Origin of the sequence: Brevibacterium sp. HMSC08F02 (genome assembly GCF_001807555.1) — a bacterium.
Lineage (GTDB): Bacteria > Actinomycetota > Actinomycetes > Actinomycetales > Brevibacteriaceae > Brevibacterium > Brevibacterium ravenspurgense.
Genome location: NZ_KV789364.1, coordinates 136430 through 162330, shown reverse-complemented (window position 1 = coordinate 162330; position 25901 = coordinate 136430). Strand labels below are relative to the sequence as shown.

22 protein-coding genes are annotated in these 25901 nt (G+C 62.0%); 15 read left to right on the top strand and 7 right to left on the bottom strand.

Annotation, left to right across the window (positions count from 1 at the left end; genetic code table 11):
• Positions 1-302: 302 nt before the first annotated feature.
• A complete protein-coding gene (locus HMPREF3172_RS08800; protein WP_061944151.1) occupies positions 303-620 on the bottom strand; it encodes an amphi-Trp domain-containing protein in 318 nt (105 codons plus the stop codon).
• A gap of 175 nt (positions 621-795) precedes the next feature.
• Here HMPREF3172_RS08800 and HMPREF3172_RS08795 point away from each other — a divergent pair, with 175 nt between their 5' ends.
• The 3 genes from HMPREF3172_RS08795 (at position 796) to HMPREF3172_RS08785 (ending at position 4228) form a co-directional block, all read left to right on the top strand.
• Positions 796-1419, top strand: coding sequence for a hypothetical protein (locus HMPREF3172_RS08795; RefSeq protein WP_061944155.1), 624 nt, complete (start codon positions 796-798; stop codon positions 1417-1419).
• A gap of 77 nt (positions 1420-1496) precedes the next feature.
• Positions 1497-2201 carry an LptM family lipoprotein gene (locus HMPREF3172_RS08790; RefSeq protein ID WP_070516866.1) on the top strand — a complete coding sequence of 235 codons (705 nt, stop codon included), beginning with the start codon at positions 1497-1499 and terminating at the stop codon, positions 2199-2201.
• 98 nt (positions 2202-2299) lie between these two features.
• Positions 2300-4228, top strand: coding sequence for a heavy metal translocating P-type ATPase (locus HMPREF3172_RS08785; RefSeq protein ID WP_070516864.1), 1929 nt, complete (start codon positions 2300-2302; stop codon positions 4226-4228).
• A gap of 121 nt (positions 4229-4349) precedes the next feature.
• Here the strand turns inward: HMPREF3172_RS08785 and HMPREF3172_RS08780 are convergent, their stop codons facing one another.
• From HMPREF3172_RS08780 to HMPREF3172_RS08770, 3 genes are all read right to left on the bottom strand, one after another.
• On the bottom strand, positions 4350-6263 hold the full coding sequence (locus tag HMPREF3172_RS08780) for an alkaline phosphatase (protein ID WP_070516862.1): 1914 nt from the start codon (positions 6261-6263) through the stop codon (positions 4350-4352).
• Between the two features lie 162 nt (positions 6264-6425).
• Positions 6426-6770 carry a hypothetical protein gene (locus tag HMPREF3172_RS08775; RefSeq protein ID WP_070516860.1) on the bottom strand — a complete coding sequence of 115 codons (345 nt, stop codon included), beginning with the start codon at positions 6768-6770 and terminating at the stop codon, positions 6426-6428.
• Positions 6771-6959: 189 nt separating this feature from the next.
• The gene (locus HMPREF3172_RS08770; protein WP_070516858.1) at positions 6960-7421 is read right to left on the bottom strand and encodes a hypothetical protein; all 462 of its coding nucleotides are present in this window, start codon (positions 7419-7421) and stop codon (positions 6960-6962) included.
• A gap of 107 nt (positions 7422-7528) precedes the next feature.
• Between HMPREF3172_RS08770 and HMPREF3172_RS08765 the strand changes: the two genes are divergently transcribed.
• Both HMPREF3172_RS08765 and HMPREF3172_RS08760 read left to right on the top strand, forming a co-directional pair.
• Complete coding sequence (locus tag HMPREF3172_RS08765; RefSeq protein WP_070516913.1) at positions 7529-8113, top strand: TetR/AcrR family transcriptional regulator; 585 nt, start codon at positions 7529-7531, stop codon at positions 8111-8113.
• A 57-nt stretch (positions 8114-8170) separates the two neighbouring features.
• Entirely contained in the window at positions 8171-9103 is a 933-nt protein-coding gene (locus HMPREF3172_RS08760) for an acetamidase/formamidase family protein (RefSeq protein WP_070428584.1), read from the top strand.
• A gap of 275 nt (positions 9104-9378) precedes the next feature.
• Here HMPREF3172_RS08760 and purU read toward each other — a convergent pair whose 3' ends face one another.
• Both purU and HMPREF3172_RS08750 read right to left on the bottom strand, forming a co-directional pair.
• Positions 9379-10221: a formyltetrahydrofolate deformylase gene (purU, locus tag HMPREF3172_RS08755; RefSeq protein ID WP_070516856.1), complete on the bottom strand. Its 843-nt coding sequence runs from the start codon at positions 10219-10221 to the stop codon at positions 9379-9381.
• A gap of 106 nt (positions 10222-10327) precedes the next feature.
• Positions 10328-11026 carry a GntR family transcriptional regulator gene (locus HMPREF3172_RS08750; protein WP_070516854.1) on the bottom strand — a complete coding sequence of 233 codons (699 nt, stop codon included), beginning with the start codon at positions 11024-11026 and terminating at the stop codon, positions 10328-10330.
• A 190-nt stretch (positions 11027-11216) separates the two neighbouring features.
• On the opposite strand from HMPREF3172_RS08750, the gene HMPREF3172_RS08745 reads away from it, so the two are divergent.
• Genes HMPREF3172_RS08745 through HMPREF3172_RS08730 form a run of 4 tightly spaced genes read left to right on the top strand, consistent with a single transcriptional unit; the run spans position 11217 to position 16515 of the window.
• Positions 11217-12473 (top strand): sarcosine oxidase subunit beta family protein, encoded by a 1257-nt coding sequence (locus tag HMPREF3172_RS08745; RefSeq protein ID WP_070516852.1) that lies wholly within the window; start codon positions 11217-11219, stop codon positions 12471-12473.
• 11 nt (positions 12474-12484) lie between these two features.
• Entirely contained in the window at positions 12485-12838 is a 354-nt protein-coding gene (locus HMPREF3172_RS08740) for a sarcosine oxidase subunit delta (RefSeq protein WP_061944200.1), read from the top strand.
• On the top strand, positions 12831-15869 hold the full coding sequence (locus HMPREF3172_RS08735) for a 2Fe-2S iron-sulfur cluster-binding protein (protein WP_070516850.1): 3039 nt from the start codon (positions 12831-12833) through the stop codon (positions 15867-15869). The genes HMPREF3172_RS08740 and HMPREF3172_RS08735 overlap by 8 nt, the downstream gene beginning before the upstream one ends.
• On the top strand, positions 15862-16515 hold the full coding sequence (locus HMPREF3172_RS08730) for a sarcosine oxidase subunit gamma (protein ID WP_070516848.1): 654 nt from the start codon (positions 15862-15864) through the stop codon (positions 16513-16515). The genes HMPREF3172_RS08735 and HMPREF3172_RS08730 overlap by 8 nt, the downstream gene beginning before the upstream one ends.
• A 107-nt stretch (positions 16516-16622) precedes the next feature.
• Here HMPREF3172_RS08730 and HMPREF3172_RS08725 read toward each other — a convergent pair whose 3' ends face one another.
• On the bottom strand, positions 16623-17684 hold the full coding sequence (locus HMPREF3172_RS08725; RefSeq protein WP_070516846.1) for a 2,3-butanediol dehydrogenase: 1062 nt from the start codon (positions 17682-17684) through the stop codon (positions 16623-16625).
• 330 nt (positions 17685-18014) lie between these two features.
• Between HMPREF3172_RS08725 and HMPREF3172_RS08720 the strand changes: the two genes are divergently transcribed.
• The 6 genes from HMPREF3172_RS08720 (at position 18015) to HMPREF3172_RS08695 (ending at position 25879) form a co-directional block, all read left to right on the top strand.
• Positions 18015-19823 (top strand): ABC transporter substrate-binding protein, encoded by a 1809-nt coding sequence (locus tag HMPREF3172_RS08720; protein WP_083281489.1) that lies wholly within the window; start codon positions 18015-18017, stop codon positions 19821-19823.
• 117 nt (positions 19824-19940) lie between these two features.
• Positions 19941-21005 (top strand): ABC transporter permease, encoded by a 1065-nt coding sequence (locus HMPREF3172_RS08715; RefSeq protein ID WP_141741620.1) that lies wholly within the window; start codon positions 19941-19943, stop codon positions 21003-21005.
• Positions 21006-21968: an ABC transporter permease gene (locus HMPREF3172_RS08710; RefSeq protein WP_083281488.1), complete on the top strand. Its 963-nt coding sequence runs from the start codon at positions 21006-21008 to the stop codon at positions 21966-21968.
• Entirely contained in the window at positions 21968-23725 is a 1758-nt protein-coding gene (locus HMPREF3172_RS08705) for an ABC transporter ATP-binding protein (RefSeq protein WP_070516844.1), read from the top strand. The genes HMPREF3172_RS08710 and HMPREF3172_RS08705 overlap by 1 nt, the downstream gene beginning before the upstream one ends.
• The gene (locus HMPREF3172_RS08700) at positions 23718-24689 is read left to right on the top strand and encodes a S66 peptidase family protein (protein ID WP_070516842.1); all 972 of its coding nucleotides are present in this window, start codon (positions 23718-23720) and stop codon (positions 24687-24689) included. The genes HMPREF3172_RS08705 and HMPREF3172_RS08700 overlap by 8 nt, the downstream gene beginning before the upstream one ends.
• A gap of 14 nt (positions 24690-24703) precedes the next feature.
• Positions 24704-25879, top strand: a complete 1176-nt coding sequence (locus HMPREF3172_RS08695) for a DUF819 family protein (protein WP_070516840.1) — start codon at positions 24704-24706, stop codon at positions 25877-25879.
• Positions 25880-25901: the final 22 nt, after the last annotated feature.

Below are 25901 nucleotides of genomic sequence, written 5' to 3'. Positions count from 1 at the left end.
CCGCCTGTGCCGCGTTTGACTTCAATCGAGGTGCTATCACCACGACGGGCGCGTAACTGCGCAAGCGTGGCGTTGAGAGTTTCAGGACTCCAAGTCATGGCTCAACACTATAAGTAAGACTGCAAAATTTGCAGTCTTACTTATAGTGTTGGCAATTAGGTAGAGGGTTGCCTGATTCTGCTGTCGGTGCTTTGGCCCAACCCTCCCTTTCACTGGCGAGGGTTTGGGAAAGCAAGGGAGTCTGCATGAGGCTCTGCGTTGCCCCTCAGCGCATTGCTGAGGGGGTCGATTGTGAGTCTGGGTTAGGAGATTGTGAAGCCCGAGGCGGGGCCGGCTTCCGCGATCGGCTTTCCGTTTTCGTCGACGTACCAGTCGATCTCGATTTCGAGTTCACGCTCAATTCCGCGGCGCTTACGGGAGTCGGTGACTTCCATTGTCGTGCGGAACGCGCCGGGAAGATCCATGGCGAGAGCGTTGTCGCCGGTGCCTAGTGTCATATCGCCGGCACGGACACGCTCAGCAAGGCTTTCAAAGAAGGCGGCCAGTTCCTCGCGGCTGAAGTCGCCTTTGCTCTTGAGCAGCTTCTGGTTTCTCTTGGGTGTGTTTGGAGTCTGCGTCATTGCGGTCCTCTCTATGTCAGCAGGGGCGGCTTCGATAAGTGCTCGAGCCCTGGCTTGTGCAGCCACCATCTCATTATATGAAACTGTCGCTGGGCGTTGTTGGCTGGTCTACCAGAAGTGACCGCGGGTGCGTATTCTGTACGAAAGTCGTGGAAAGTTCATAAGGGATGAATGCATGAAGACTGTTCGCATTGCCATTGCTGTTGCCGCTGCACTGACCCTTGCCGGCTGCGGCTCAGATGGGCCGTCGGTATCAACTGGCGACAACACCCCAGCGCAAGAAGCGCCGAGTGAAGCGGCCACGGAGAGCGCTCCAGCACAGGACTCTGACGAGCCGCAAAAGCCGAAGGAAGAAGAGAAGCCCGCGGGTGAAAGCGCGATGGGCGCATCCTTCGATGGCAAGAAAGTCGACCCCGAGGGATTCAAATCCACAGCAGTGTTTGCTGACGGCGGGTACTACTTCCAGACTCAGTCGGGTAAGCACCAGTGTGTGATCACTGCTGAATTCGTTGGCTGTGTGCACATGGCTGCGCCGCCCAATGCTCCTGAAGTCCAGCAGGCGGATGGCGGTTATGGGCCTGCTAATGCTTCCCGTATGTACGCCGGCAAAAAGGCTGAAATGTTCGGAATGAGCGATACGACCTTCCTGAAGCAGGACGGCCAGGCAAAGGTTTTGGGCTACGGCGAAGTGCTTGATGTCAAAGGCTTCAAGTGCACTACGGACATGGAACTCGGCGTCATCTGCATTCAGGGCGAACACGGGTTGCAGGTGTCTTCGCAGAAGTACACGCTTCGCTGATTTCGGCAGGGGGTGCGTGCGGTTTCATAGCGTGTGAGGACAAAGAATTGCGAATTGTGAACGGATAGAATTGCACCATGAAGATTCTGCGCACCGCGGGTGCTGTTCTTGCCGTGTTTGCCCTTGCTGGCTGCGGTTCGAGCCAGCCGTCAGTTGAAATTGCCCAGCCAGAGCAAGCCGAGACGAGCCAGACTGAAAGCGGTCAAGAATCAGACTCCGGTCAGGAGCAATCTGATCCCAACGAGCCGATTCGCCCAACCGGTGGTGCTCCCGCGCCTAAGCAGCAGGACCAGAAACAGGCTCCAAAGAAATCGAAGAGCTCCGGCAGTGGCGGCTCCAGCAGTGAGGGCAATTCCTTGAACAGCTACTTCAAGGGCGGTAAAAAAGTCGGGACTGAACCATTCCGCGAAGCAACCGGATATATCGGTGACGCGTACTACTTCCAGGCGCCTTCCAAAGTGCACTTCTGCATGATTTCGAAGGACTATGTCGGCTGTCAGTCGAGCAACCCGCCGGCGAATGCTCCTTCGGTTCAGTATGCGGACGGCGAGCACGGCAAGCCGAACGGCATCGTCATGGAACAGGGGAGTGGGCCTGCGTTTCAGGGGCTCACCGACACTGCGTATATCAACAACTACAGTGGCTCGACGGTTGTCCTTCAGTACGGTCAGGTCCTCGAGGCCTACGGTTTTAAGTGCACCACGAACGTCGATTCCGGTGTGATCTGCGTGCAGGGCTCCCACGGCTTCCAGTTCTCGTCGAAGAAGCACAAGATCCTCTGACGTCACCTCAATACCCCAACATATTAGCTGCCGCTTATATGTTGTAAGGTGGACATATAATCAGTTGCTTATATGTCCACCTTTTTGAGGAGTGCCTGATGAGCGCCGCGTGCTGTGCAGCAGAAGCCCCCACCCGCCCCATCGTTCCCGGCGAAGAAATTGAGACAGCCCCCGTGTGGTGGCGCGACCCGGCCTTGCTGCCGTCGGCAATTTCGGGTGCGTTCCTCCTCGGCGGCTTTGCCTTCGGCATTGCCGGCCACACGCTGATTGCGACCATCCTCGAATCCATTGCTCTGCTGGCTGGCGCGTGGACTTTCGTGCCGGGAGCCCTGAGGGGAGTGGCGCGCGGCAAGATCGGCGTCAGCCTGCTCATGACGATCGCAGCGGTCGGTGCCGTTGCACTTGGTCATGTTGCCGAGGCGGCTGCGCTGGCGTTCCTCTTCTCCCTTGCAGAGGCGTTGGAAGACCGCGCGATGGACCGCGCCAAAGCGGGACTGCGGGAACTGCTTTCCCTGGTTCCGCAGACCGCCCGGGTGATGCACGGCGAAGAAGTCCACACGGTTCCCGTGGCAAACCTTCGTGAAGACGACCGCCTGATCATCGGTGCTGGTGATCGGATCGCAACCGACGGCGTGATCGTTGAAGGCCAGTCGCACATTGACACCTCGGCCGTTACCGGTGAGTCAATCCCGGTAGCGGCAGCACCAGGTGACGAGGTGGCGGCCGGCACCGTCAACGGCTCGGGTTCGCTCGTGGTCAGGGCAACTGCGGATGGTCGGGACAACTCGCTTACGCAGATCGTTGCTCTTGTTGAGCAGGCACATGCCCGCAAGGGCTCACGAGCCCGGTTGGCAGACCGAATCGCCCGTCCGCTTGTGACGATTTCACTCATTGCCGCGGCCTTCGTCGCAGTGTTCGGCTTCATCATCGGAGACCCGTGGACATGGGTTGAGCGCGCACTCATTGTGCTTGTCGCTGCCTCGCCGTGTGCGCTCGCCATTGCGGTGCCGGTGACCGTCATCAGCGCCATCGGCTCGGCATCAAAATTCGGCATCGTCATCAAATCCGGTGCGGCCTTTGAACGCTTCGGCGCTGTGGAACAGGTGGCCTTCGACAAGACCGGCACTCTGACCAACGGACACCCGGAGGTTGCGGAGGTCCGCACGGCCGGGGAAATCACCGAGGCTCAGGTTGTGGCGTGGGCTGCCGGCGTCGAGGCGACAAGCACACACCCACTGGCCGAAGCAATCGCTGCGGCGGTGCCCGCTGCTCCTGCGGCCGCTGACATCATTGAAGAAGCAGGCCATGGCATTCGCGGGACCGTCCAGGGCACAGCTGTTCGTGTGGGCAGCCCGCGCTGGATCAACCCGGGCGGCCTCAGCGCTGATGCTGAAGAGCTCGCCGAAGCCGGTATGACGGTTGTGGTTGTTGAAGCTGACGGTGAGGTTGCCGGACTTATCGGTGCCCGTGATGAGCTGCGGTCGGAAGCGAAAGAGACAATCGCGATGCTTGCCGAAGAGGGCATCAATACAATCATGCTCACCGGCGATAACCGTCGCACCGCCCAGGCGATTGCTGCGGCCGCAGGCATTGACGAAGTGCGTGCTGAACAGCTTCCGGCCGATAAGGCGGCAGCTATTGCCGGGCTGAATGAAGGGCGGCCAACCGCGATGGTCGGCGATGGCATCAACGATGCTCCTGCGCTCGCCACCGCAACGGTCGGCATCGCGATGGGCGCCACCGGTTCGGCTGCAGCGGTGGAGTCAGCTGACATCGCACTGACGGGGCGCGACCTTCGGCTGATTCCGGCAGCCCTCGCACATGCCCGCCGCGGCCGGAAGATTATGACTGTCAACATCGCCCTGTCGCTGGCGACTGTCCTTGCGCTGTTCCCGATCGCTGTCTTTGGTGTGCTCAACCTCGCCGGGGTGGTGCTGGTTCACGAACTCGTTGAGATCATCGTCATTCTCAACGGTGTGCGAGCTGCTCGCGTGGGTCGGAAGTACCGCGGCATCGCTGCGCAGTAACGCGCAGGTTCGGCTCCTGTTGGATTGACTGACGAGGTGGAGCGCAAGCACGTGGGCCCCGGAATGTTTCCGGGGCCCACCGTGTGACTGTCTGTCAGTATGCTGTCAGATCAACCTGGTTTCAGGCATCCGTCGTTTCGCGCTTGCGTCGACCTGCGACGACAGCGGCGGTACCGGCTGCCAGCAGGCCTGCCGCAATTGCGGCAGCCGTGCCGATTTCAGTACCCGTGCGGGGGAGTGAACCGCCAGTGTTCGAGCTGCTGCCCGCAGCGGCAGGTGCCTCTGAAGGGTCGTCGTCCGAGTCAGCCGATGCGTCGTCGTTTTCGGTCTGCTCGCGGCCCTGTTCGTCGTCGCCTGGCTGTTCTTCCTTGCCCGGTTCTTCCGCGGGCTGGTCGGCGCCGCCGTCTTCAGGCTTTTCGCCGGGCTTGTCGGACGGGTCGTCGCTTGCTTCCTTCATAAGGTCGAAGGAAAGCTTCGCGACGTCGGTGTTGTCGATGTAGTCACCGCGCACGGGGTCAGTGCCCTTGACGTGGCCGTTGATGGTGTCAGCCCCTGCTCCCTTGGCGAAGAACGGAACCAGGTGGTTGGTGTGCTGGGGCGAGTTCCAGCTGTCGATGGGGAGCGTGCCCTTCGTATCGGTCATCGGAGCCCACTGCTTGGTGGAAGCGGTGCCTTCTTCAGCCTGTGCGGGAGCGGCAGCTGCGGGAGCAGCATTGCCTTCGTCAGCTGCGCCTTCGGTTGCGCCTTCGTCGACAGCGCCATCAGTCGCACCGTCGGTCGCGCCATCAGTTGCGCCTTCGTCAGCCGTGCCGTTCACCGCACCGTTGAGGTAGCCGGTTTCGTGGTCAGCAGTGACGATCACAAGGGTTTCTTCCCAGCTGGAGTTCTTTTCGACCCATTCGGTGACAGCTTCGACCGACTTGTTGAAGTCGTCCATCTCTTCAATGTTGCCGACGGTGGCGTTGGCGTGGCCGGCCCAGTCGATTGCGCCGCCTTCGATCATGGTGAAGAAGCCGTCTTCGTCCTGTGACAGGACATTCAGGGCCGCCTTGGTCATGTCCTCGAGCGACACGACGTCGTTCTTCTTTGCTTCGCCTGGCAGGGGAGCTTCGCCCTCGATCGGCTGACCGTCGGTGCGGCCCTCGTTGCTGTTGCGCGGCTCAGCTTCTTCGAAGCTTGACCGGTTGAACTGCAGGGTTTCGGCAACCGGAGCAAGTCCGAAGAGGCGTTCGGGAACATTTTCACCGCGAGCAATGGCTTCAATGCCCTTGGTGTCTTCAACGAAGGTTCGTCCCGAACCGTCCTTCTGGAGACCTGCGTACTGCTCTTCCGTCAGCCAGGCCCATTCCGCCTCGCGAGGTTGGGCGTCATCGTCGAACTTCGGGTGGCCGGCACCCATAATGACGTCAAGCGAACCGTCGATCATCTGCTGGGCGATCTTGTGGTTTTCCTTGCGGCTTTCAACGTGAGCGCCCCATGCGGCGGGGGTTGCGTGGCCGAAGGGCACCGAGGACACGACACCGGTTGCGCGTCCGGTTTCGTGAGCGTGCTCAGCTGCGTTCTTGATGGGGTTCTTGTCTCCGTCAACGCCCAGGTAGCCGTTGTGGGTCTTCTGGCCGGTGGCCAGTGCGGTACCCGATGCAGCCGAGTCGGTGGGCTTGTTATTAGCCCAGTCGAAATCACCCCAGGCGTCCTCGCTCTTGTACTCGGGGGAGTCGAGTGAGGGGTGCTTCATGGAAAGCTGCACGTCGAAGTTCTCATAGACCTGTGACGGCGTTTCCCCGTAGCCGTCCTGCTTCGTGATCTTGTCACCAGCGCCGGGCTTGCCTTCAATCTGCCAGTTGGTCTTGCCGTTGTTGTAGAGGCTGGATGCGTCAACGTGGTTGAAGCCCATGCCGTCGCCGATCATGATGATCACGTTGCGCGGTTCGGTCTGCGGTTCGGCCATGCCGGGCGCTGCGAAGCCCATGGAGCCGACCGCAGCGGCGGCGACTGCGCCGCCCAGTGCTCTGCGAGCGGTTGATGCGAAGCTCATTGCGTTCCTTCGACGTGGTTGTTGTGTGACTCAACAACCACATCGAACGCGAGTTGCAGGCCTCTGACCTCGGGTTATGTGCGAAGCGAGCGCAAAGTTAACTTCGGGTCAACGAATCCATCGCTGACAGGGATTCACTGAAAGAACGCTTTGGTGTGCTGTTCAGGCTTCAACCGCTTCGGGCTCACGCCTGCCCGCAACCACCGCCGCGGCCGCTGTCGTCAGCAGGCCGCCGGCGACGGCGGCCGCAACTGCGAGTTCGGTTGTCGTCTGCGGCAGCGAGCTCCCACTGCGGTCGTAGACAGCGCGAACGCTTTCGACATCGGGCGCGTTTCCGTAGAGCTTGGTAACGCTCGCCTCGGCCTCCGCTGCCGAGGTGCCGCTTGCCGTGATCTGCTCCGTCTGGTCCGGTGCCGCTGCTGCGGGTGCGGCAAAACCGGTGATGGTCAGGGCAGCAAAAACAGCCGTGCCGACAGTGATCTGGCGGGCGGTGTTCGCAAAGCTCATGCAGCACTCCTCGGGGCTCCGTATGTGAAAGGGAGAGGCGGCGCGAAGGCGCCGGACCTATTGCACTCCCAAAGAGTGGCGGGATGCTGGCCGGTGGTTGGACCGGCGGCAAGCCCGAGGTGAACGCACGGACAATACCGTACGTTCACCTCGGGCCTGTCACGGCTGTAGGGCTTCTTGGGTGGAAATTCAGCCCAGAAAGTTGAAGCCTGCGACTGTAAGAGTTCCGAATAGCGTGCCCCACATGACGATGGAGACAATCTGCCATCCGGCAACAGCGTTGCGGGAGGCGCCAAAAGACACCATTGCCATCGATGTGATCTGGCTGGGCAGAACCGTCTGTCCCAGGAGGCTGACACCGGGCACGCCCCAGCGGTCGAACATTTTTCTCAGGCGCTGCGTGCTGCGTTTGGGCTCACGCTTGGCAAAGCGGCTGCGCAGTTTGTGCGCACCGAAGACCAGCAGAAGCATCGATGCAGTGTTGCCGATAACCGCGGCAATCACTGCAACAACAGGGTGGACTCCGGCAATGATTCCAATCGCGGACCCGAAATATGACTCGACGAAAGGCAGTGCGGCAATGAGGATAACGCCGGCCCACCGCGCCCATTCGGGCAGTGACTGCGTGAAGTTCTGAAGTGTCTCGATCATGGTTCCTCCGTATGTGGTACGGCGTACTAGTTCAGTGTACTAGCACGATGTACTAGACTGTCAAGGGTTGAATGGGGCAGTGCTTCAGGCAAGGGATGGGAGTTGGAATGAGCGATCGGCGTGAGCAGATTCTCGAAGCGGCCCTGCAGTTGGCGAACGAGAGCGGGCCTGGGGCGCTCAGCGTGCGTGCGGTAGCCGAGCGCGCAGGGATCGGGGCAAGCACTCTTCGCTACTACTTTCCAGCGCAGAGCGATCTTGCGTTTGCCGTATCGGAGCGAATGAAGCTGCACACGGTTCCCGACCTCAACATCGAAGATTCGTCATTGCCCCCGCAACAGCGACTCGTGGAGTGTGCGATGCAGTTTCTGCCGCCGAGTGCTGACGAGGTTCCGTATCTGGTCAGCGTCTGGGCGGAGCAGATCGGCGCGGGATTCGGGCTCGGTGCAGACGAGACTTCGAGGCACCTTTTGGAGCGGCTGTATCGGCTGGGTATTGGTCGTTTTGAGGCCTGGTTGGGTGTCCTTGCCTCAGAAGGGCACCTGGATGAAGGCGAGGTTGCCGAAGCGGCTTCGATCCTCTCAGCTGCCTGTGACGGCTTCATGCTCCAGCTGGCAGCCGGGGAGGCTGATCTTGAGCAGGTGCGCTCGCGCCTGGAAAGGCTGTGCGCTCTGATTGTGCCCGGTGAGCATTGACGGCCCGTATGGCGATTTCACAGGCCGTACTGCTGTGAAATCGGAGAAGATTGGGCCATGACAACGATTGACCACTTCCTCTCCAACGAAAACGGCAAAGGCTCCTTCAGCGCCGACATCGAACCCGTCCTCAGGATCAAGCCGGGAACCGGTGAGACCATCGGCTTTGAAACTGACGACGAGGTCTATGACCAGCTGTACGAAGGCAAAACCCTCGACCAGATCACAGCACAGATCAACCCCGTCACCGGACCGGTCTACGTCGAAGGCGCAGAGCCCGGCGACACCCTGGCCGTCCACATCCACGACATCGAGCTGACCGAGTTCGGCTACTCGGTGTACCTGCCCGGTGCCGGAGCGTTGGCCGGGCGTATGGGTGAAGATCAGATGGCTCGCCGCATCCCAGTGAAAGACGGCAGGGTCGCGCTGCTCGACGGTGTGGAGGTCGATGCTCTGCCGATGATCGGCTGCATCGGCACCGCCCCTGCCGCAGGTGAAGGCTCGGTCGTCATGCCGAGCTTCGCAAACGGCGGAAACATGGACCTCACGGATGCCAAGCCCGGCTCGACCGTCTACTTGCCTGTCGACGTGCCCGGAGCGCTGCTGTCAATCGGCGACATCCACGCCATCATGTCCCGCGGTGAATCCAGCTTCGTCGCAATCGAAGCGCAGGGCACGGCCATCGTGTCCGTCGACCTCATCAAGGGTGTGAAGCACCGCGCTCCGCGAATTGAAACAGAGGACGAATGGATCTTCATCGGCCTGGGCAATCCCGTACAGGAATCCATCCAGCGCGGCTACGAAGACATCTTCGACTTGCTTGTTGAAGACAACGGCTATTCGCGTGAAGACGCCTACGTCGTTATGAGCGCTCTTGCACATTCAGAGCTGGGCGGCCCCACCGGTTCGGAAGATCCCGACCCGCTGCACCCGTTCACAGCAATCGGCGCAGTGACGGTCCACCGCCTGCCGAAGTCACTGCTCACATGACCCCAAGGTGAGCGCTGCATCCAGCGTGAATAAGCCAGCGGCCGGGTTCTGGATTTCCAGAGCCCGGCCGCTGTGCTGTGCAAACCGTGAGTGCCTTCCTCACCCCTTGTGGGCAACGCCCTTCTTCCAGTAGCCCATGAACGACACGCACTGGCGAGGGACTCCACGCCCCCCCCCTGAACGAGCAGGCGCCGCATAGCAGTGACCGGAAGTGCGGTTTCGTCGCCGGAAAACTGGAGTTCTAGTTTCCCGGCGAGGCCTGCAGGAAGTGTGGGTCAGCTGAACACGACGGTGCGGGTCCCGTCCATCAGCACGCGGTGCTCGGCATGCCAGCGCACCGCCTGGGCCAGTGTCCGGCCCTCAACATTGCGCCCGATCGCAATGAGCTCATCCGGTGACTTCGTGTGGTCGACCCGTACGACGTTCTGCTCGATGATCGGCCCCTCATCGAGGTCAGCCGTCACGTAGTGAGCCGTGGCGCCGATGAGCTTCACGCCGCGGCTGTGCGCCTGGTGGTAGGGGCGTGCGCCCTTGAACGCAGGCAGGAACGAGTGGTGGATGTTGATGGCTCGCCCGGCCAGCTTTTCAGCCAGTTCGTCCGACAGGATCTGCATGTAGCGGGCAAGCACCACCAGTTCGATGTCGTGTTCCTCGATGAGCTCCAGCAGTCGGGCTTCTGCTTCGGTTTTCGTGTCCTTGGTGATCGGGACGTGCTCGTAGGCCACGCCGTAGAAGTCTGCGTGCTTCTTCAGGTCCATGTGATTGGACACCACCAGCGGCACATCGATGTTGAGCTGGCCCAGGTGATGGTCGAACAGAACCTCGTTGAGGGTCCGCGGATCTTTTGATCCCATGATGAGGGTGCGCACCCTGTCGGCACTGCGGTGCAGGCCCAGCTCCATGCTGAAGCGTTCCTTGACGGGCGCCATTGCGGCTTCCAGTTGTTCACGGTCGCACGGTGCATCAACCTCGATGCGCAAGAAGAACGTCCCGGAGTCCGGCGAGGTGAACTGCTGGGATTCGACGATGTTCCCACCGAGGCGGACGAGGACTTCCGTGACGGCGTGGACGATGCCCGGCGCGTCTGCGCAGGCGACGGTGATGATGAAGCGCTCCATGGCTCTCACTTTGTTTGGTGAAATCGGCTGGAGCTATTGAACCAGTACTGGCATTGCATCAGGTCAGCGCCCCTGTTTGGGCGCTTCCCGAAGGTGGCGGTCAGCGTCAGAACATGGCGCGCAGGCTGCGCTCGAATTCGTCGATGTGTTCAACCGTCATGGTTGCAGCCTTATCGGCTTGGCCGTCGACAATGGCCTCCAGCAGCGGAATGTGATCTTCGGCGTGCTCAATGATTCCAGGCAGGCGGTGTGCGGCGAGCGCCCAGATCCGCATGGCCAGGTAGTGATAGCGGGCCAGGATGTCGGCAATGTGCGCATTGCCGCAGGCCTGATAAATGGTGTGGTGGACCAGAGTGTCCAGCCGTAGAAACGCTTCTGCGGCCCCGCCGTCTCCGGCGGAATCCTCGGGGACTTCTGCGACAAAGCTGCGGATGCGCTCGATGGCGGCACGCAGATCGTCCCGCTGCTGCGCGTTGGCGCGTTCAGCGGCTGCGCTGGCCGCGACGGGTTCGAGTGCTCTGCGCAGCTCTGTCACGGCTGCGAGTTCGGCAATGTCGACGCCCGCTGCAAAAGTCCCGCGCCGCGGGTAACTCACCACCAGGTGGTCGCCTTCCAGGCGTTTGAGCGCTTCCCGTATGGGCGTCCGGCCGACTCCCAGTTCGTCTGCGAGCTCGGTTTCGCTGATCGGCTCACCGGGGCCGATGCGCAGCAGGATGAGCTTCTCTTTGATCGCCTCATAGGCAGTCTGGGCTAACGAGGTGCCGGTCGGCCCCCACTGGGGGAGTTCGGCTGGGGCTGAACTCATGGTGTGGCTCCTTCAGTGGTTGAGTCTTCTCGCTGTGGCGTTGAGATCGGTCTGGGCTTGGCAGAAATCAGGTAAAAATCGGTGTGCGGTTCTCTTGACCTGACCTCTTCAGCAACTCTACTATGACACTTATATATCAGTCGTCGTTTAACGATTCCTGCTCATCAGAGCCGATAGCAAGGAGCCGCCCATGAGCATTAAGCGCATCGACACCGGTGTTCTGACTGCGAATCAGCGGGAACTGCCGGAGCACCCCGATTTCATGTGGGGAAATCCGGAGCCCAAAAAGTCTTATGACGTCGTCATCATCGGAGGCGGCGGACACGGTCTGGCCACCGCCTACTACCTGGCGAAGAACCACGGCATCACGAATGTCGCCGTCGTGGAAAAAGGATGGCTGGCAGGCGGCAACATGGCCCGCAACACCACCATCATCCGGTCGAACTACCTGTGGGATGAATCCGCAGCGATCTACGAACACTCGCTGAAACTGTGGGAGGGGCTGGAAGAAGAGCTCGACTGCACCCTGTTCTTTTCGCAGCGCGGAGTTCTCAACCTGGCCCACACGCTGGGGGATATGCGCGAATCCATCCGCCGGGTCGAAGCCAACCGCCTCAACGGAATCGACTCCGAATGGCTCGATCCGCAGCAGGTGAAAGAAGCCTGCCCCATCATCAACATCAGCGACGACATTCGGTACCCCGTCATGGGCGCGACCTACCAGCCGCGCGGCGGCATCGCCAAACACGACTGGGTGGCCTGGGGCTATGCCAAGCGCGCCGCCGAGCTCGGCGTGGACCTCATTCAGAACTGCGAAGTCACCGGCTTCCTCTTCGACGGCAACAGGGTGACGGGAGTGCAGACGACCCGCGGCACAATCGTAGCCGGCAAAGTCGCCATGTGCGCAGCCGGACACACATCGGTGCTGGCCGAGCTCGCCGGCATCCGAGTGCCAATCCAGTCTCACCCGCTACAGGCACTCGTGTCCGAACTGCACGAACAGGTCCACCCCAATGTCGTGATGAGCAATCACGTGCACGTGTACGTGTCCCAGGCTCACAAGGGCGAACTCGTCATGGGAGCCGGTGTGGACTCCTACAACGGCTACGGCCAACGCGGCTCATTCCACGTGATCGAAAACCAGATGTCAGCAGCTGTTGAGCTGTTCCCCATCTTCGCCCGCGCCCACCTGCTGCGCACCTGGGGAGGGATCGTCGACGTGACACTCGACGCCTCGCCGATCGTGTCGAAAACCGAGGTCGACCAGCTCTACATCAACTGCGGCTGGGGGACCGGCGGCTTCAAAGGCGCCCCCGCAGCCGGCCTGACCTACGCACACACCATCGCCGAAGACGAACCTCACCCGCTCAACGCCCCCTTCAGTCTTGAGCGCTTTGTCACCGGCCAGCTCATCGACGAACACGGCGCTGCCGCCGTCGCCCACTGAGAGGAGTCATCATGCTCATGATCGACTGCCCGTACTGCGGGCCCCGCGCTGAAACCGAATACACCTACGGCGGTCAAGCCCACGTGAACTACCCGGAAGACCCCCAGGCGCTCACTGACGAACAGTGGGCCGAATATGTGTTCTATCGGGACAACCCCAAAGGCTCGTTCTACGAACGCTGGGCGCACACCGCCGGCTGCCGCAAATGGTTCAACGTCCTGCGCGACACCCAGAGCTACACGATTTCCACCACCTACCGTCTGACGGACCCCAAACCCGAACTTCCGCAGCCGCCGGCCGTAACTCCCATGGCTGCCCCGCAGGAATCCGGCCCGCACACTGCTGGAGGGAAGAACAATGACTGAGCAGAACCACGCTGAGCAGACACACACGTCGCACCGGGTGCGCACCGGTTCAATCACATCCGATCGAACCATCACCTTCACCGTTGACGGCCAGACCTGCACCGGGCAGGCAGGCGACACGATTGCCTCGGCCCTGCTGGCGAACGGGCGGATCCGCGTGGGTGACTCCATCTACCGGCGGCGCCCCCGCGGCATTCTCTCAGCCGGTGCGGAAGAGCCGAACGCCTTCGTGATGGTCGAAGGCGAACACAATGAATCCATGCTCCCGGCAACGCGGGTGGAAATCTCCGAGGGCATGTCCGTGGAGCTGCTCGAAGGCATCGGCCAGCTGGATCCGAGGCCGGATGAAGACGAATACGACAAGAGCACAATCTTCGCCGAAGTCGCAGTCATCGGGTCCGGACCCGCGGGCCTTGCCGCAGCGCAGGCCGCCGCGGTCTCCGGCAAGCGCGTCGTGCTGTTCGAACAGGACCACGCCTTCGGGGGAACCCTGCTGGACTGCGCGCCGGATGATGAAACCAGCGTCATCGACGGCCTGCCGGCAGCCCTGTGGGTCGAACGGACAGTGCAGGAGCTGCGAGACTCAGGCAATGTCCGCCTGCTGTCGCGCACAACTGTTGTCGGCTCCTATGACAACAACTACCTCGTGGCGCTCGAGGACCGCGACTCGGCATACAAGGCTGCGGGCGAAACCCGCCATGACGGAGTGTCGCGCCAAAGGCTGTGGCACGTGGTGGCCGGGGAAGTCGTGCTCGCCACCGGAGCGTTTGACCGCCCGCTGGTCTTTGCAGACAACGACCTTCCCGGAATCATGCTCGCCTCCGCGGTCCAGCGGTACCTGGGTCGCTACGGGGTGCTGGCGGGACAGAAGATTGTTCTGTTCACCACCCACGACACCCCCTATCGCACTGCAGTCGATGCGGCACGTGCTGGAGCAGAGGTCACCATTGTCGATTCTCGAGCCGACTCCGCGCAGGCTGATACGGCACGAGCCGCCGGTGTCGAGGTGCGCCCCGGCAGTGCTGTGGTCCAAGCGGAAGGTGAAGACCGCCTCGAAGCCGTGTGGATCGCCCCGCGCGGTCAGGAACACCAGGCGGAACGCGTAGAGGCCGACCTGCTCGCAGTCTCCGGTGGACTGTCGCCCAACGTCCACCTGCACTCCCAGCGGCAGGGCCGCATGTACTGGGACGACCAGCTGGCCGGATTCATCCCGGCCGCCGCCGTCGAACGCCAGCACACCGTCGGCGCCCTCAACGGAAGCTACAGTCTGGCCCGTGCGCTCGCCGAGGGAACCGCCGCCGGAGCAGCAGCCGCAGCGGGGGAGGCCAGCTCCTTCTACGACCCCGAAACGGCAGCCGCGCGCGTGACTGAGACCGGCCAGGCTGACCAGCTGTGGTTCATTCCCGGCCCAGACGCCGAACAGCAACTGGGCACTGAGCCCGAACAGCTGTCCGCACTGGCTGAATACTTCGTCGACTTCCAGCGCGACAACACCGTCCGCGACATCATCCGAGCCTCCGGTGCAGGCATGCTGTCCGTTGAGCACATCAAGCGCTACACCTCGATCTCCACGGGTGTGGACCAGGGGAAGATCGGCGGAGTCAACACCATCGGCCTCATCGCGGAAGCTCTCACGGGTGCTGAAGTCAGCGCCCTGGCAACCGGCCAGCCCGGTCAGAAGCCGATCAACACTGTGATGAGCGGCACCTCGGGAGAAAACAGGCGGATCACCCCCGGGCAGATCGGCACAACAACCTTCCGAGCCCCCTACACCCCGGTGGCGTTTGCGGCACTTGCCGGGCGTGGCGTCGGCAAACTCTACGACGCCGCCCGGCAGACGAACATTCACCCGTGGCACGTGGCCCGCGGCGCGGTGTTCGAAGACGTCGGCCAGTGGAAGCGCCCGTGGTACTACCCGCAAGACGGGGAGGACATGGACGCAGCAGTTGCCCGCGAATGCCGGGCAGTACGCGAATCCGTGGGCTTCCTGGATGCCACAACACTCGGCAAAATCGAAATCAAGGGCAAGGATGCCGCGGAGTTCATCAACCGGATCTACACCAACGGCTATCTCAAGCTCAAGGTCGGCAAGGCCCGCTACGGGGTTATGTGCACTCCCGACGGCATGGTGTTCGACGACGGTGTGACCCTGCGTTTGGCAGACGACCACTTCTTCATGACCACCACAACCGGCGGAGCCGCCGATGTCCTCGAATGGCTCGAAGACTGGTCGCAGACGGAATGGCCGGAACTGGACGTGGTGTTCACCTCGGCGACCGAGGAGTACAGCACAATCGCTGTTGTCGGCCCGAAATCCCGCGACGTCATGCGCAAAATGGCCCCGGACCTCGATGTGTCGAAAGAGGGATTCGGGTTCATGGAATACCGCAACACGACACTCGCCTCCGGCATCGACGCCCGGGTCGTGCGCATTACCTTCTCCGGTGAACTGGCCTATGAGATCAACGTGCCCACCTACTACGGACTCAAGGTGTGGGAAGACGTTGCCGACGCCGGCGCGGAGTTCAACATCACGCCCTACGGCACGGAAACCATGCACGTGCTGCGAGCCGAAAAGGCCTACATCGTGGTCGGCCAAGACACCGACGGGACCGTCACACCGCAGGACCTCGGCATGGACTGGGTCGTATCGAAGCTGAAGAAGGACTTCATCGGCAAGCGGTCGTACTCACGGCTTGCCAACGTCGATGAGAACCGCAAACAGCTGGTGAGCGTCCTGCCGACCGACCCCAAGCTGCGCCTGCCGGAGGGCAGCCAGCTGGTATTCCCCGATGACCTGGGCGACTACACGGGCGAAGGTCTGCCGAAGGCGCCGATTCCCATGCAGGGGCACGTGACCTCCAGCTACGATTCGCAGGCCCTGGGCCGTACGTTCGGGCTTGCGCTGATCAAAAACGGGCCGTCGCTCATCGGTCAGAAGCTCATGGCCACGTGCGACGGCGGCTTCGCCGAAGTCGAAGTCGGGCCGACCGTACTGTTCGATCCGGAAGGAGAACGCCGAGATGGCTGACAACACCGCTGTTTCTCAGGCCGAAGTTTCGCGACAGGACGTCCTCAGTCTGCGCCGCAGCCCGCTTGCCGAACGCGCCGCCGAACTCGACGCCGCTGGCGGGCCGCGGGTGCGGCTGCGCGAAGTTCCGTTCCGCACGCAGATCAGCCTGCGCGCCGAACCGGGCGGGCCGGCCGCCGACGGGCTGGAGAACGTGCTCGGTGCACCACTTCCGCGGAAGGTGGGCCAGGTTTCCGAGGTCGAGGCGCCGGTCACCGGGTACGTGCTGTGGTTCGGTCCGGATGACTTCCTGCTGGTTGCAGGTGACGAGGCGGAAAGGGAGCTGTCGTGTTCCGCTCTAGCCGGGATCCTCGCCGAGGCGGTAGGGGAACACCGCGGGCAGGCCGTCGACCTTTCAGGTAACCGGACCGTGCTCGAGCTGTCGGGACCGAACGCCGTCGACGTTCTCTGCAGAATGGTCGAAGTGGACGTGCACCCGGACTTCTTCCCGGTCGGCAGTGCGATCCTCACACTCGTCGCAGGGTCCTCGGCCGCTCTGTGGCGAACGGGTGAGGATTCGTACTGGATTATGCCGCGGGCATCCTTTGCCGATCACACCGCCAACTGGCTGCTCGACGCTATGCGGGAGTTTGCTGACCGCGGCTAGCCGATAAGCCGTCGGGAGTCCTGACACAAAGATCCGGCCCGGTGGAAACCGCAGAGGTTCCCACCGGGCCGGATCTTCTGTCTGAGCTCCGCTCAGCCGTGAATTGATCAGGCGTTGGGGTTCACGAGGATCTTCACGTGCTGCTCGTTGTTGTTGATGAGCTGCTCGAAGCCCTTGTCGACCAGTTCGTCAAGCTTGATGCGAGCGGTGATGAACTTCGACAGGTCGAGCTTGCCTTCCTGCACCAGCTTGATGGTGGCGGGGTGGTCGCTGGCGTAGCCGATGGTTCCGCGCAGGTCGATTTCCTTGAGAACCAGCTTCGGCAGATCGACCTCGGGCTTGTAGCCCCAGATCGACACGTTGACGATGACGCCGGCGGGGCGAACAGCATCCATGAGCATGTCGAGAACGACCGGGACGGACGAGCACTCAAAGCCCACGTCTGCGCCCTTGCCGCCGGTGAGTTCCTTGACCTTGGCTGCGACATCGACTTCGCGGGGGTCGAAGACCTCGTCTGCCACGCCGGTGCTCCGGGCCATTTCCTTGCGGGCTTCCGACAGCTCCGAACTGTAGACGGTCAGGCCTTCAGCCTTGAGAACGGCTGCGGTCAGCAGGCCGATGGGGCCCGCACCGCCGACGATTGCGACGTCGCCGGCCTTGGCGCCGGAGCGGACGAATGCGTGGTGGCCAACGGACAGCGGCTCAATGAGAGCGGCTTCGTCCAGCGGGACGTCGCCGATGGGGTGGACCCAGCGCTGTTCGACGACGATCTTTTCGGACAGGCCACCGCCTCGGCCGCCCAGACCGATGAAGTTCATGTTCTCGGAGAGGTGGTAGTTCTGGCCTTCGCTCGTGTCGACGTCTTCGCCGATGATGTAGGGCTCAACGATGACGTTCTGGCCGACTTCGAGGCCGGTGACGCCTTCACCGAGGGCGGTGATGGTGCCGGAGAATTCGTGGCCCATGGTGACCGGCGCCTCTTCGCCGGAAATGGGGTGCGGGTGGCCCTTCGGCGGCACGAAGATGGGGCCTTCGAGGTATTCGTGGAGGTCCGTGCCGCAGATGCCGCACCACGCGACGTCAATGGCAACGGTGCCTGGCTTCAGTTCCGGTTCGGGGATGTCTTCGATGCGGATGTCTTTACGGTCATAAAAGCGTGCGGCTTTCATACCACTGCTCCTCAAGCACTTTGGTGTATATGTGCGAGAACTTTCGAGAATCGGGGCTTGTGACTCCTTAATCTCTGCCGTTCTCACTACCAGGTTACTCCCCGTGTTTGCTGGCCATAAGGGGTGGGTGAGGGGGTTTTGAGCGCATGATGGGGAACTCGTCTTCCGCTGCTTTTGAGACAGTTCAGCGTGTGGTTTTGAACACACAAGAGCTTGTGATGTAACTTACAGAAACAGCTTCTGCGGGGCGGTCGCATCGGCACACGTTCGACGTGTCCCACGCACCACGCGACGGGGCTGGTGCGGCAAGAGGCCAGGCGGAAGGAAGATATGTTCAGATCAGCTCTCAAGAGGTGCACGGCAGCGGCCGCTGCCACCGCTATGACGATCCTCGGGGCGACCGGTGCGGCGCTGCCCGCGGCAGCCCAGTCGACCGAACAGGCGGCGTCAGACACGACCATGCGGATTGCCACCTCGGGTCTTGTCGACAACTTCAACCCGTTCACCTCGATCTACCTCACACCAACGGCCATCAACCGCTACGTGTACGAAAACCTCGTGCAGTACGACTCCAAGGACTTCGGCCCGACCGAAGGCCTGGCAGAGAAATGGGACGTCAACGACACCGGTGATGAATGGACATTCACCATTCGCGACGGCATGAAGTGGTCTGATGGCGAACCGATCTCTGCTAAGGACGTCGTCTACACCTACACGCAGATGATGGAAGACCCCGCGATGGGTGCCGCAAACGGATCGCTCGTGGAGAACTTCGAATCTGTTGAAGCTCCCGACGACACCACCGTCGTCATCAAGCTCAAGTCGCCGCAGGCGCCGAACCCCGGTGTTGAAATTCCGGTTGTTCCCGAACACGTGTGGTCAAAGAAGGACGACCCGGCGAAGGACGACAACGACTCTGAGGTTGTCGGCTCCGGCCCCTACGTGCTTGACAGCTACAAGGCCAACCAGTCGATCACGCTGAAGGCCAACCCGAACTTCTGGAAGGGCAAGCCGAAGGTCGACACCATCCAGTACACCTACTACACGAACAGCGACGCCATGGTGCAGGCGCTGCGTGCCGGTGATGTCGACTTCGTGACCGGGCTGAGCCCCGAACAGATGAAGGCACTGGAAAACGCCGACAACATCGAAACCAATGTCGGTGAATCCCGCCGCTTCACGGCCCTTGGCGTCAACCCCGGCTTTGAAACCCCGGAGGGCGAAGCCTACGGAACCGGCAATGAAGCGCTGAAGGACGTCAAGGTCCGCCAGGCTCTCCGCCTGGGCATCGACATGAAGACCCTGCGTGAACAGGTCATGCAGGACTACGCGACAGAAGCAACGAGCTTCGTTCCGGAGTCCTTTGAGAAGTGGCACCTGCCGAAGTCCGACAAGATCGTCTCCCACGACCCCGAAGCCGCCAAGAAGCTGCTCGATGAGGCCGGTTGGAAAGAAGGCTCCGACGGCATCCGCGAAAAGGACGGCAAGAAGCTCTCCCTGCGTCTGCTGATCGATGCCCAGACCCCGACGGAACAGTCCATCGCAGAGTTCATCACCCCGTGGCTGAAGGACATCGGCGTTGAAATCAAGGCCGAGTCCAGTGACTCCGACACGATTTCCGACCGCACGATGAAGGGCGACTTCGACATCTACGTGACCGGCTGGTCGGTTACTCCCGACCCGGAATACCAGCTGTCGATCAACACCTGCGCTTCGCGTCCTGACTCGGAGGGCAACGGCCCGACCTCGCAGGACGGCTACTGCAACAAGGCGTTCGACGAACTGTACAAGAAGCAGCACACCGAACTCGACGAAGGCAAGCGCCAGGAACTCGTCCACCAGGCACTGCAGCAGCACTACGACGACGCTCCGCAGATCACCCTGTGGTACCCCAAGCAGCTCGAGGCCTACCGTTCTGACCGCTTCGCCGGCTTCACCACGCAGCCCGAAGACGGCGGTGTGATCGGCAACCAGTCAGGCTACTGGGGCTTCCTCACGGCGGCTCCCGCTGACGAGGCGGACGGCGGCAAGGGCGGCTCCTCGGCCGGCCTGTGGATCGGCATCGGTGCGGTCGTCGTGATCGCCGCTGTTGCCATCCCGCTCGTCCTGCGCCGCCGAAGCGCCGACGACCGAGCGTGAGACCACGAAACACCTAGCCCACAGATTCGAGGCGCCGGACACACGAGTGGTGACCGGCGCCTCGAGCACCTTTAACGCACTGCCGAAGAACCTCAGCAGTACGTAGAAAGCAGAAAAATGTCTGTGAACGCAGAGACACAGCCCGCCAACAAGAAGCTCAAACATCAGGCTTCCGGCGGTTCAGAGGAAATCGATGCGCCCCCGGCGGGCCAGTCCTATCTCAGCTACCTGCTGAGAAAAGTGGGCGGAGCGCTCATCAGCCTGCTCATGGTTGTTGTGCTGGGCTTCTTCGCCTTCCGGATTCTGCCGGGTGACCCGGTGCAGAAGATCGCTCGCGAAAGGCAGATGAGCCCCGAGCAGATGGCTCAGCTACGCGCCGAATACGGTCTCGACAAGCCCGTGCTCGTCCAGTTCTGGGACTATCTGGTGGGCATCTTCAGCGGCAACTTCGGCACCAGCTACGTCTACAAGCAGTCCGTAGCCAGCCTCATCGCCGAATACGCGTGGCCGACCCTGCTGCTGACGGGCACATCGGCGATTCTGGCCATCACCCTGGGCCTCTGGATGGGTCAGCTGGCCGCGTGGAAGCGCGGTTCCCTCTTCGACAAGCTGACAACCTCCACAAGCCTCGTCTTCTGGTCTGTGCCGACCTTCTGGCTTGCTCTTCTGCTGCTCATGGTGTTTGCCGGAAAGCTGCAGTGGCTGCCCACCGGCGGCATGGTTTCACCCGGGATTGAGCCGGGCAGCTTCACATACGTGGTCGATGTAGCCAAGCACCTCATTCTTCCCGTCATCACCATGACCGCGGTCATCTACGCGCAGTACCTCATGGTGATGCGCGCATCTCTGCTGGGGGAGATGAGCGCCGACTACCTGACCACCGCACGCGCCAAGGGCCTGCGCGAAGACGACGTCCGGCTTAAGCACGCTGTGCCCAACGCACTGCTGCCGACCGTGACACTCGTCTTCATGCACATCGGCGGTCTCATTGCCGGTGCCCTCACGGTCGAAACCGTGTTCTCGTGGCCTGGTCTGGGCAAGCTGACCTTCGAGGCGATCTCCGGTCCCGACCTCCCGCTGCTGCAGGGCACGTTCGTGGTCTTCTCAGCGGCCATCATCATCATGAACCTGCTGGCTGACCTTGTGTACCGCCAGCTCGACCCGCGCGTCAGGAGGGCCTGAATGACTTCCCACAACACCTCCTCCGAAAAGCAGACGGCTGCCGGCCGCGAAAACCAGGGCACGGCTGTTCCCTCGAGCGCCCGCGCTCTCACATGGAGCCGGCGTGCAGAAGCCTGGAAGAAGAACTGGAAGATCTTCCTGGAAGACCGCGCGGGCGTTGCCGGTGCGATCGTTCTCATCCTGGTGATCCTCGTAGCCGTGTTCGCTCCGCTCATTGCAGACCGCTCCATGCTCGACGTCACCCAGAACCTCGACAATCCGCGCTACGCACCGCCGAGTGCGGAGCACCCGCTGGGCACAGACAACTACGGCCGCGAACTGTGGGCGCGCCTGGTGTGGGGTGCCCGAGTTTCGCTCATCGTCGGTGTGGCCGCCACGGCCATGTCGATGATCATCGGAACGATCATGGGCATCGCCGCAGGCCACTTCACCGGCTGGGTCGGCGGACTGATCATGCGCGTCATCGACTTCTTCCTGGTCCTGCCGTCGCTGCTGCTGGCAATTGTGCTGTCCTCTGTTCTTGAGCGCGGAGTCTTCACAATCGTCATTGCGATCGGTGTGACCTCGTGGGCGGGTACGGCCCGCATTGTTCGCGCGCAGACGCTGTCGGCGGAATCGCGCCTCTACATTGAGCGCGCGAAAGTCCTCGGTGCCGGTCACTGGCACATCATCACCTCGCACCTGCTTCCGGCTGTCATGCCGCTCGTGCTGGCCAACACGACGCTGACTGTGGGTGGTGCGATCATCGCTGAATCAACACTCGCGTTCCTGGGCCTGGGTGATACGACTCAGCAGTCCTGGGGAACCATCCTGAAGAACTCGATGGATGTTTCGGCGGCAACCTCCGGCTACTGGTGGTTCATCCTCACCCCGGGCCTTGCGATCGTCGCTGTGGTTCTTGCGTTTACGCTGGTGGGCCGGGCTATCGAAGCAATTGCCAATCCGACCCTCAGGAGCCGCTGATGAGTACAGCAGAAAAAGCTGCCGCTGCCGCGGGCAAGGATCTTGTCTTCGACGACGTTTCGATCACGTACTCGTCGCGAACCTCCCGAGGCGACATCCCCGCGGTGTCGAACGTCAACCTCGAACTGCCAGCCGGCGGCACACTGGGCATCGCCGGTGAATCCGGTTCGGGCAAGTCCACGCTCATCCTCTCTGTGCTGCGCCTGCTGCCGGACAACGCGACGCTGACCGGGCGCGTGCTGTTGGGCGGCACCGACATTGCCGAACTGAACTTCGGCCAGATGCGCGCGGTCCGCTGGTCGGAAGCCGCGATCGTGTTCCAGGGTGCCCTGCACTCACTCAACCCAGTGCGCCCGGTGGGCAAGCAGATCCTCGAAGCACTCAACCTGCACGTGAAAGACGAATGGCGCTCCGAAGCTGATCGCAAAGCTCGAGTTCTCAGCCTGCTGGAGCAGGTGGACCTCGACGCGCAGATCGCGCAGGCGTATCCGCACGAACTTTCCGGTGGGCAGAAGCAGCGCGTCATGATCGCCATGGCCCTGGCCTGTGACCCCGACATCATCATCGCCGACGAACCGACCACAGCCCTTGACGTCATCGTGCAGGAGCAGATCCTCACCCGCCTGCGGGAGCTCGTTGAGGCGCGCGGCATTTCGCTGCTGATGATTTCGCACGACCTTTCGGTGCTGGCCACAGCGTGTGAGCGGATTGCGATCATGAAGCACGGCAAGATCGTCGAAATCGGGCCGGCCGAAAAGATCTGCACCCAGCCGGAGGAGCCCTACACTCAGCAGCTTGCGGATGCGTTCCCCACCATCGGCGACCCTGAATCGCGTCTCAACCCGATCACTCGCAACCCAGCTCGCGTAGATATTGAAACTCCGCACACCATGACTGACGAGGTGGTGCTGGAGGCACGGAACCTCAACGTCACCTTTAAGGCGCGGGGACGGCTGACAAAGGCCGTCAACAACGTTGATCTCAAACTGCACCGCTCGGAGGTTCTTGCGGTTGTCGGACAGTCCGGTTCGGGCAAGACAACGCTTGCGCGAACGCTGCTTGGCCTGCAGCAGCCAGACGCCGGATCCGAACTGCTGTTCCAGGGTGAGCCTCTGCCGACCAGCAAGCGGGGCCTGCGCAAATTCCGGCGCGATGTGCAGATGATCCTGCAGGACCCGTCAGGTTCGCTCAACCCTTCGCGCTCGGTCTATGAGTCCGTGGCAGAAGGCCTGCGCGTGCAGAAGTTCACCGGCGACGAACGGGCGCGTGTGAGTGAAAGCCTGGAAGCTGCGGAGCTGATTCCCGCCGAGGACTTCTTTGAGCCGATCCCGCAGGAGCTTTCCGGTGGGCAGCGTCAGCGCGTTGTCATTGCCAGCGCGCTCGCGCTCGAACCTGATGTTCTCATTGCCGACGAACCCGTGGCCTCACTCGACGCTTCGGTGCGCGGTGAGATCCTGTCGCTGTTCCTGGCTTTGAAGAAGAACATTGGGCTCACGGCACTCGTCATCACCCACGACCTCGGTCTGGCGTGGAACATCGCCGACACGGTGGCCGTCATGTACCGCGGTGAAATCGTTGAACACGGTCCGGTTGAGGATGTTCTTCTGAACCCTCAACACGACTACACGCGCAAGCTGCTGGCCGCAGTGCCCGGCTTCCGCTCAGAACGGGCCGTACCGGGTCAGGCTGCGCAGGCGACCACCACACAGGCCGGAAGAACAGACGCAAAAGAAACCGGAGGCGCCGTCAATGACTGACCGCAACCCCTACGCACAGCAGGCCCCACTGGCCCCGGGCGACCGCGTGTGGCTCGTAGCCCCCTCGGGACCAGCACCCAAGGGAACTGTTGAACCGGCAATCGCCGCGCTGGAAGAGTGGGGACTCGACGTGCAGGTCGGAGAGAACCTTCGCAAAGTCGATGCCCGCGCCTCGTACCTGGCCGGCAGCGATGACGAACGCCGCAGCGACCTGGTCAACGCCTGGTGCGACCCCGAGGCCTCCGCTGTCATTGCTCTGCGCGGCGGCTACGGGGCCATGCGCCTGCTGGACGGCATCGACTTCGGTTCCATGGCGGAGAACGCGCTGCGTCCTGACGGCCGTCCCAAGCTGCTGACGGGTTCGAGTGACATCACCGCCCTGCACCAGGCGTGGGCGCACCACGTAGGAGTGCCCACGCTGTTCTGCCCCATGGTCGGCAACGCCGTTTTCGGCGATAGTGAGCGCGTGCGCACTGACATCAAGCGCTGGCTGTTCTCACCGTGGTCAGACGAACAGGCGCGTCTGGGTGAACCGGCGCAGACTCTCACTGCCGGTGAGTTCACGGGAATCACCTATGGAGGCAACCTCAGTCTGCTCGCCGCCGGTGTTGGGGCGCCGGAATTCCAGCCGGGAGCACCCGAGGAGCCGGGCATCCTCTTCTTGGAAGACGTCGACGAGGATGTGTACCGGCTGGACAATCTGCTGCTGCAGCTCAAACGGATCGGCTGGCTCGAACGGGCCGGCGCCGTCGTCCTGGGCTCGTGGGAGAGCTGCGGTGAAGACGACGACCGCAGGGCGCTTCTGCGCGAATACTTCGGCGACGCCCAGGTGCCGGTCGTGTGGGAAGTCGAACTGGGCCACCACCCGCACGCCGGTTCAGTGCCCTTCGGCGTGCGCGCCACACTGAGCGCACCGGCAGACGGCACCGCACCGACAGTGACAATCGAACCGAACGAGGAGTGAACCCCTAAACAGTTATGATCACCGACGGTTTTCTGTTCATCAGCCTGCTCATCGCAATAGCCGCGATACTCGTCTACCTGGACAAAGCCCGTGGGCTGCCAGTCTTCAGGTACGTTCCCGGCTTCGTCTTCCTCTACCTGATAGCGGCGCTGCTCAACACCGTCGGAGTATTCGGCGAATCCGATTCAATCGATGCTGTCGGCGGGGGAGTGAAAGATGCTCTGCTGCCGGCAATGATCATGCTTCTGCTGTTCCAGTGCGATGTCCGCAAGATCATCAAACTGGGCCCAAAGCTGCTGCTGACCTACGCGGCCACCGCCGTTTCGATCATGCTGGGATTCATCATCACATTCGCCGTGCTCAAGGGGGTTCTCGATGCCGAAGCGTGGAAGGGTCTGGCAGCGCTCGCAGCTTCGTGGACCGGCGGTTCGGCGAACATGGCGGCCGTGCAGGGAATCCTCAACCCGCCGGAGAACATCTTCGGTCACGTTCTCATCGTCGACACCATCGTGTACTCCGTGTGGCTGCTGGTGATGTTCTCGTCCGTCGGCATCTCTGACAAATTCAACGCGTGGACAAAAGCCGACACTTCGGCCCTGTCTTCGCGTGCAGCCTCGACTGGTGAAGGCGGCGAAAAGCGCTCCGCTGATGAAGAGAAAATGGGCCTCGTGGCGCTGTTCCGGGTTCTGGCCATCGGCCTGTTCGGTTCAGCACTGGCCACCGTGATCGGCGGAAAACTGCCGGAAATCGGGGTCGTCGTGAACTCGACAACCTGGACCATCCTCATCGTCAGCATCGTGGGCCTGATCATCGGTTCGACCAAGTACGGAAAGATGGCCGGCGCATCGGATGTCGCGTACATCATGCTGTACATCATCATCGGAGTCATTGCGGCAGGTTCTGACTTCACATCGCTTGTCGAAGCGCCGATCTACCTGCTTGCCGGGCTCATGGTTGTCACCATCCACTTCGTCCTCATGGTCATCTACGCCAAGCTCACAAAAACGGAGCTGTTCAGCCTGGCTGTCGCTTCGACCGCGAACATCGGCGGTGTTGCCTCCGCACCCGTGGTCGCCGGTGCCTTCAACCGAGAGCTCGTGCCCGTGGGAGTTCTCTTTGCGCTCATCGGCGCATTCGCCGGTACGTTCTTCGGTCTGGCCGCCGGCCAGGTGATGAGCCTCTTCGCATAGATTTGATCTCGCAACAGAAGCC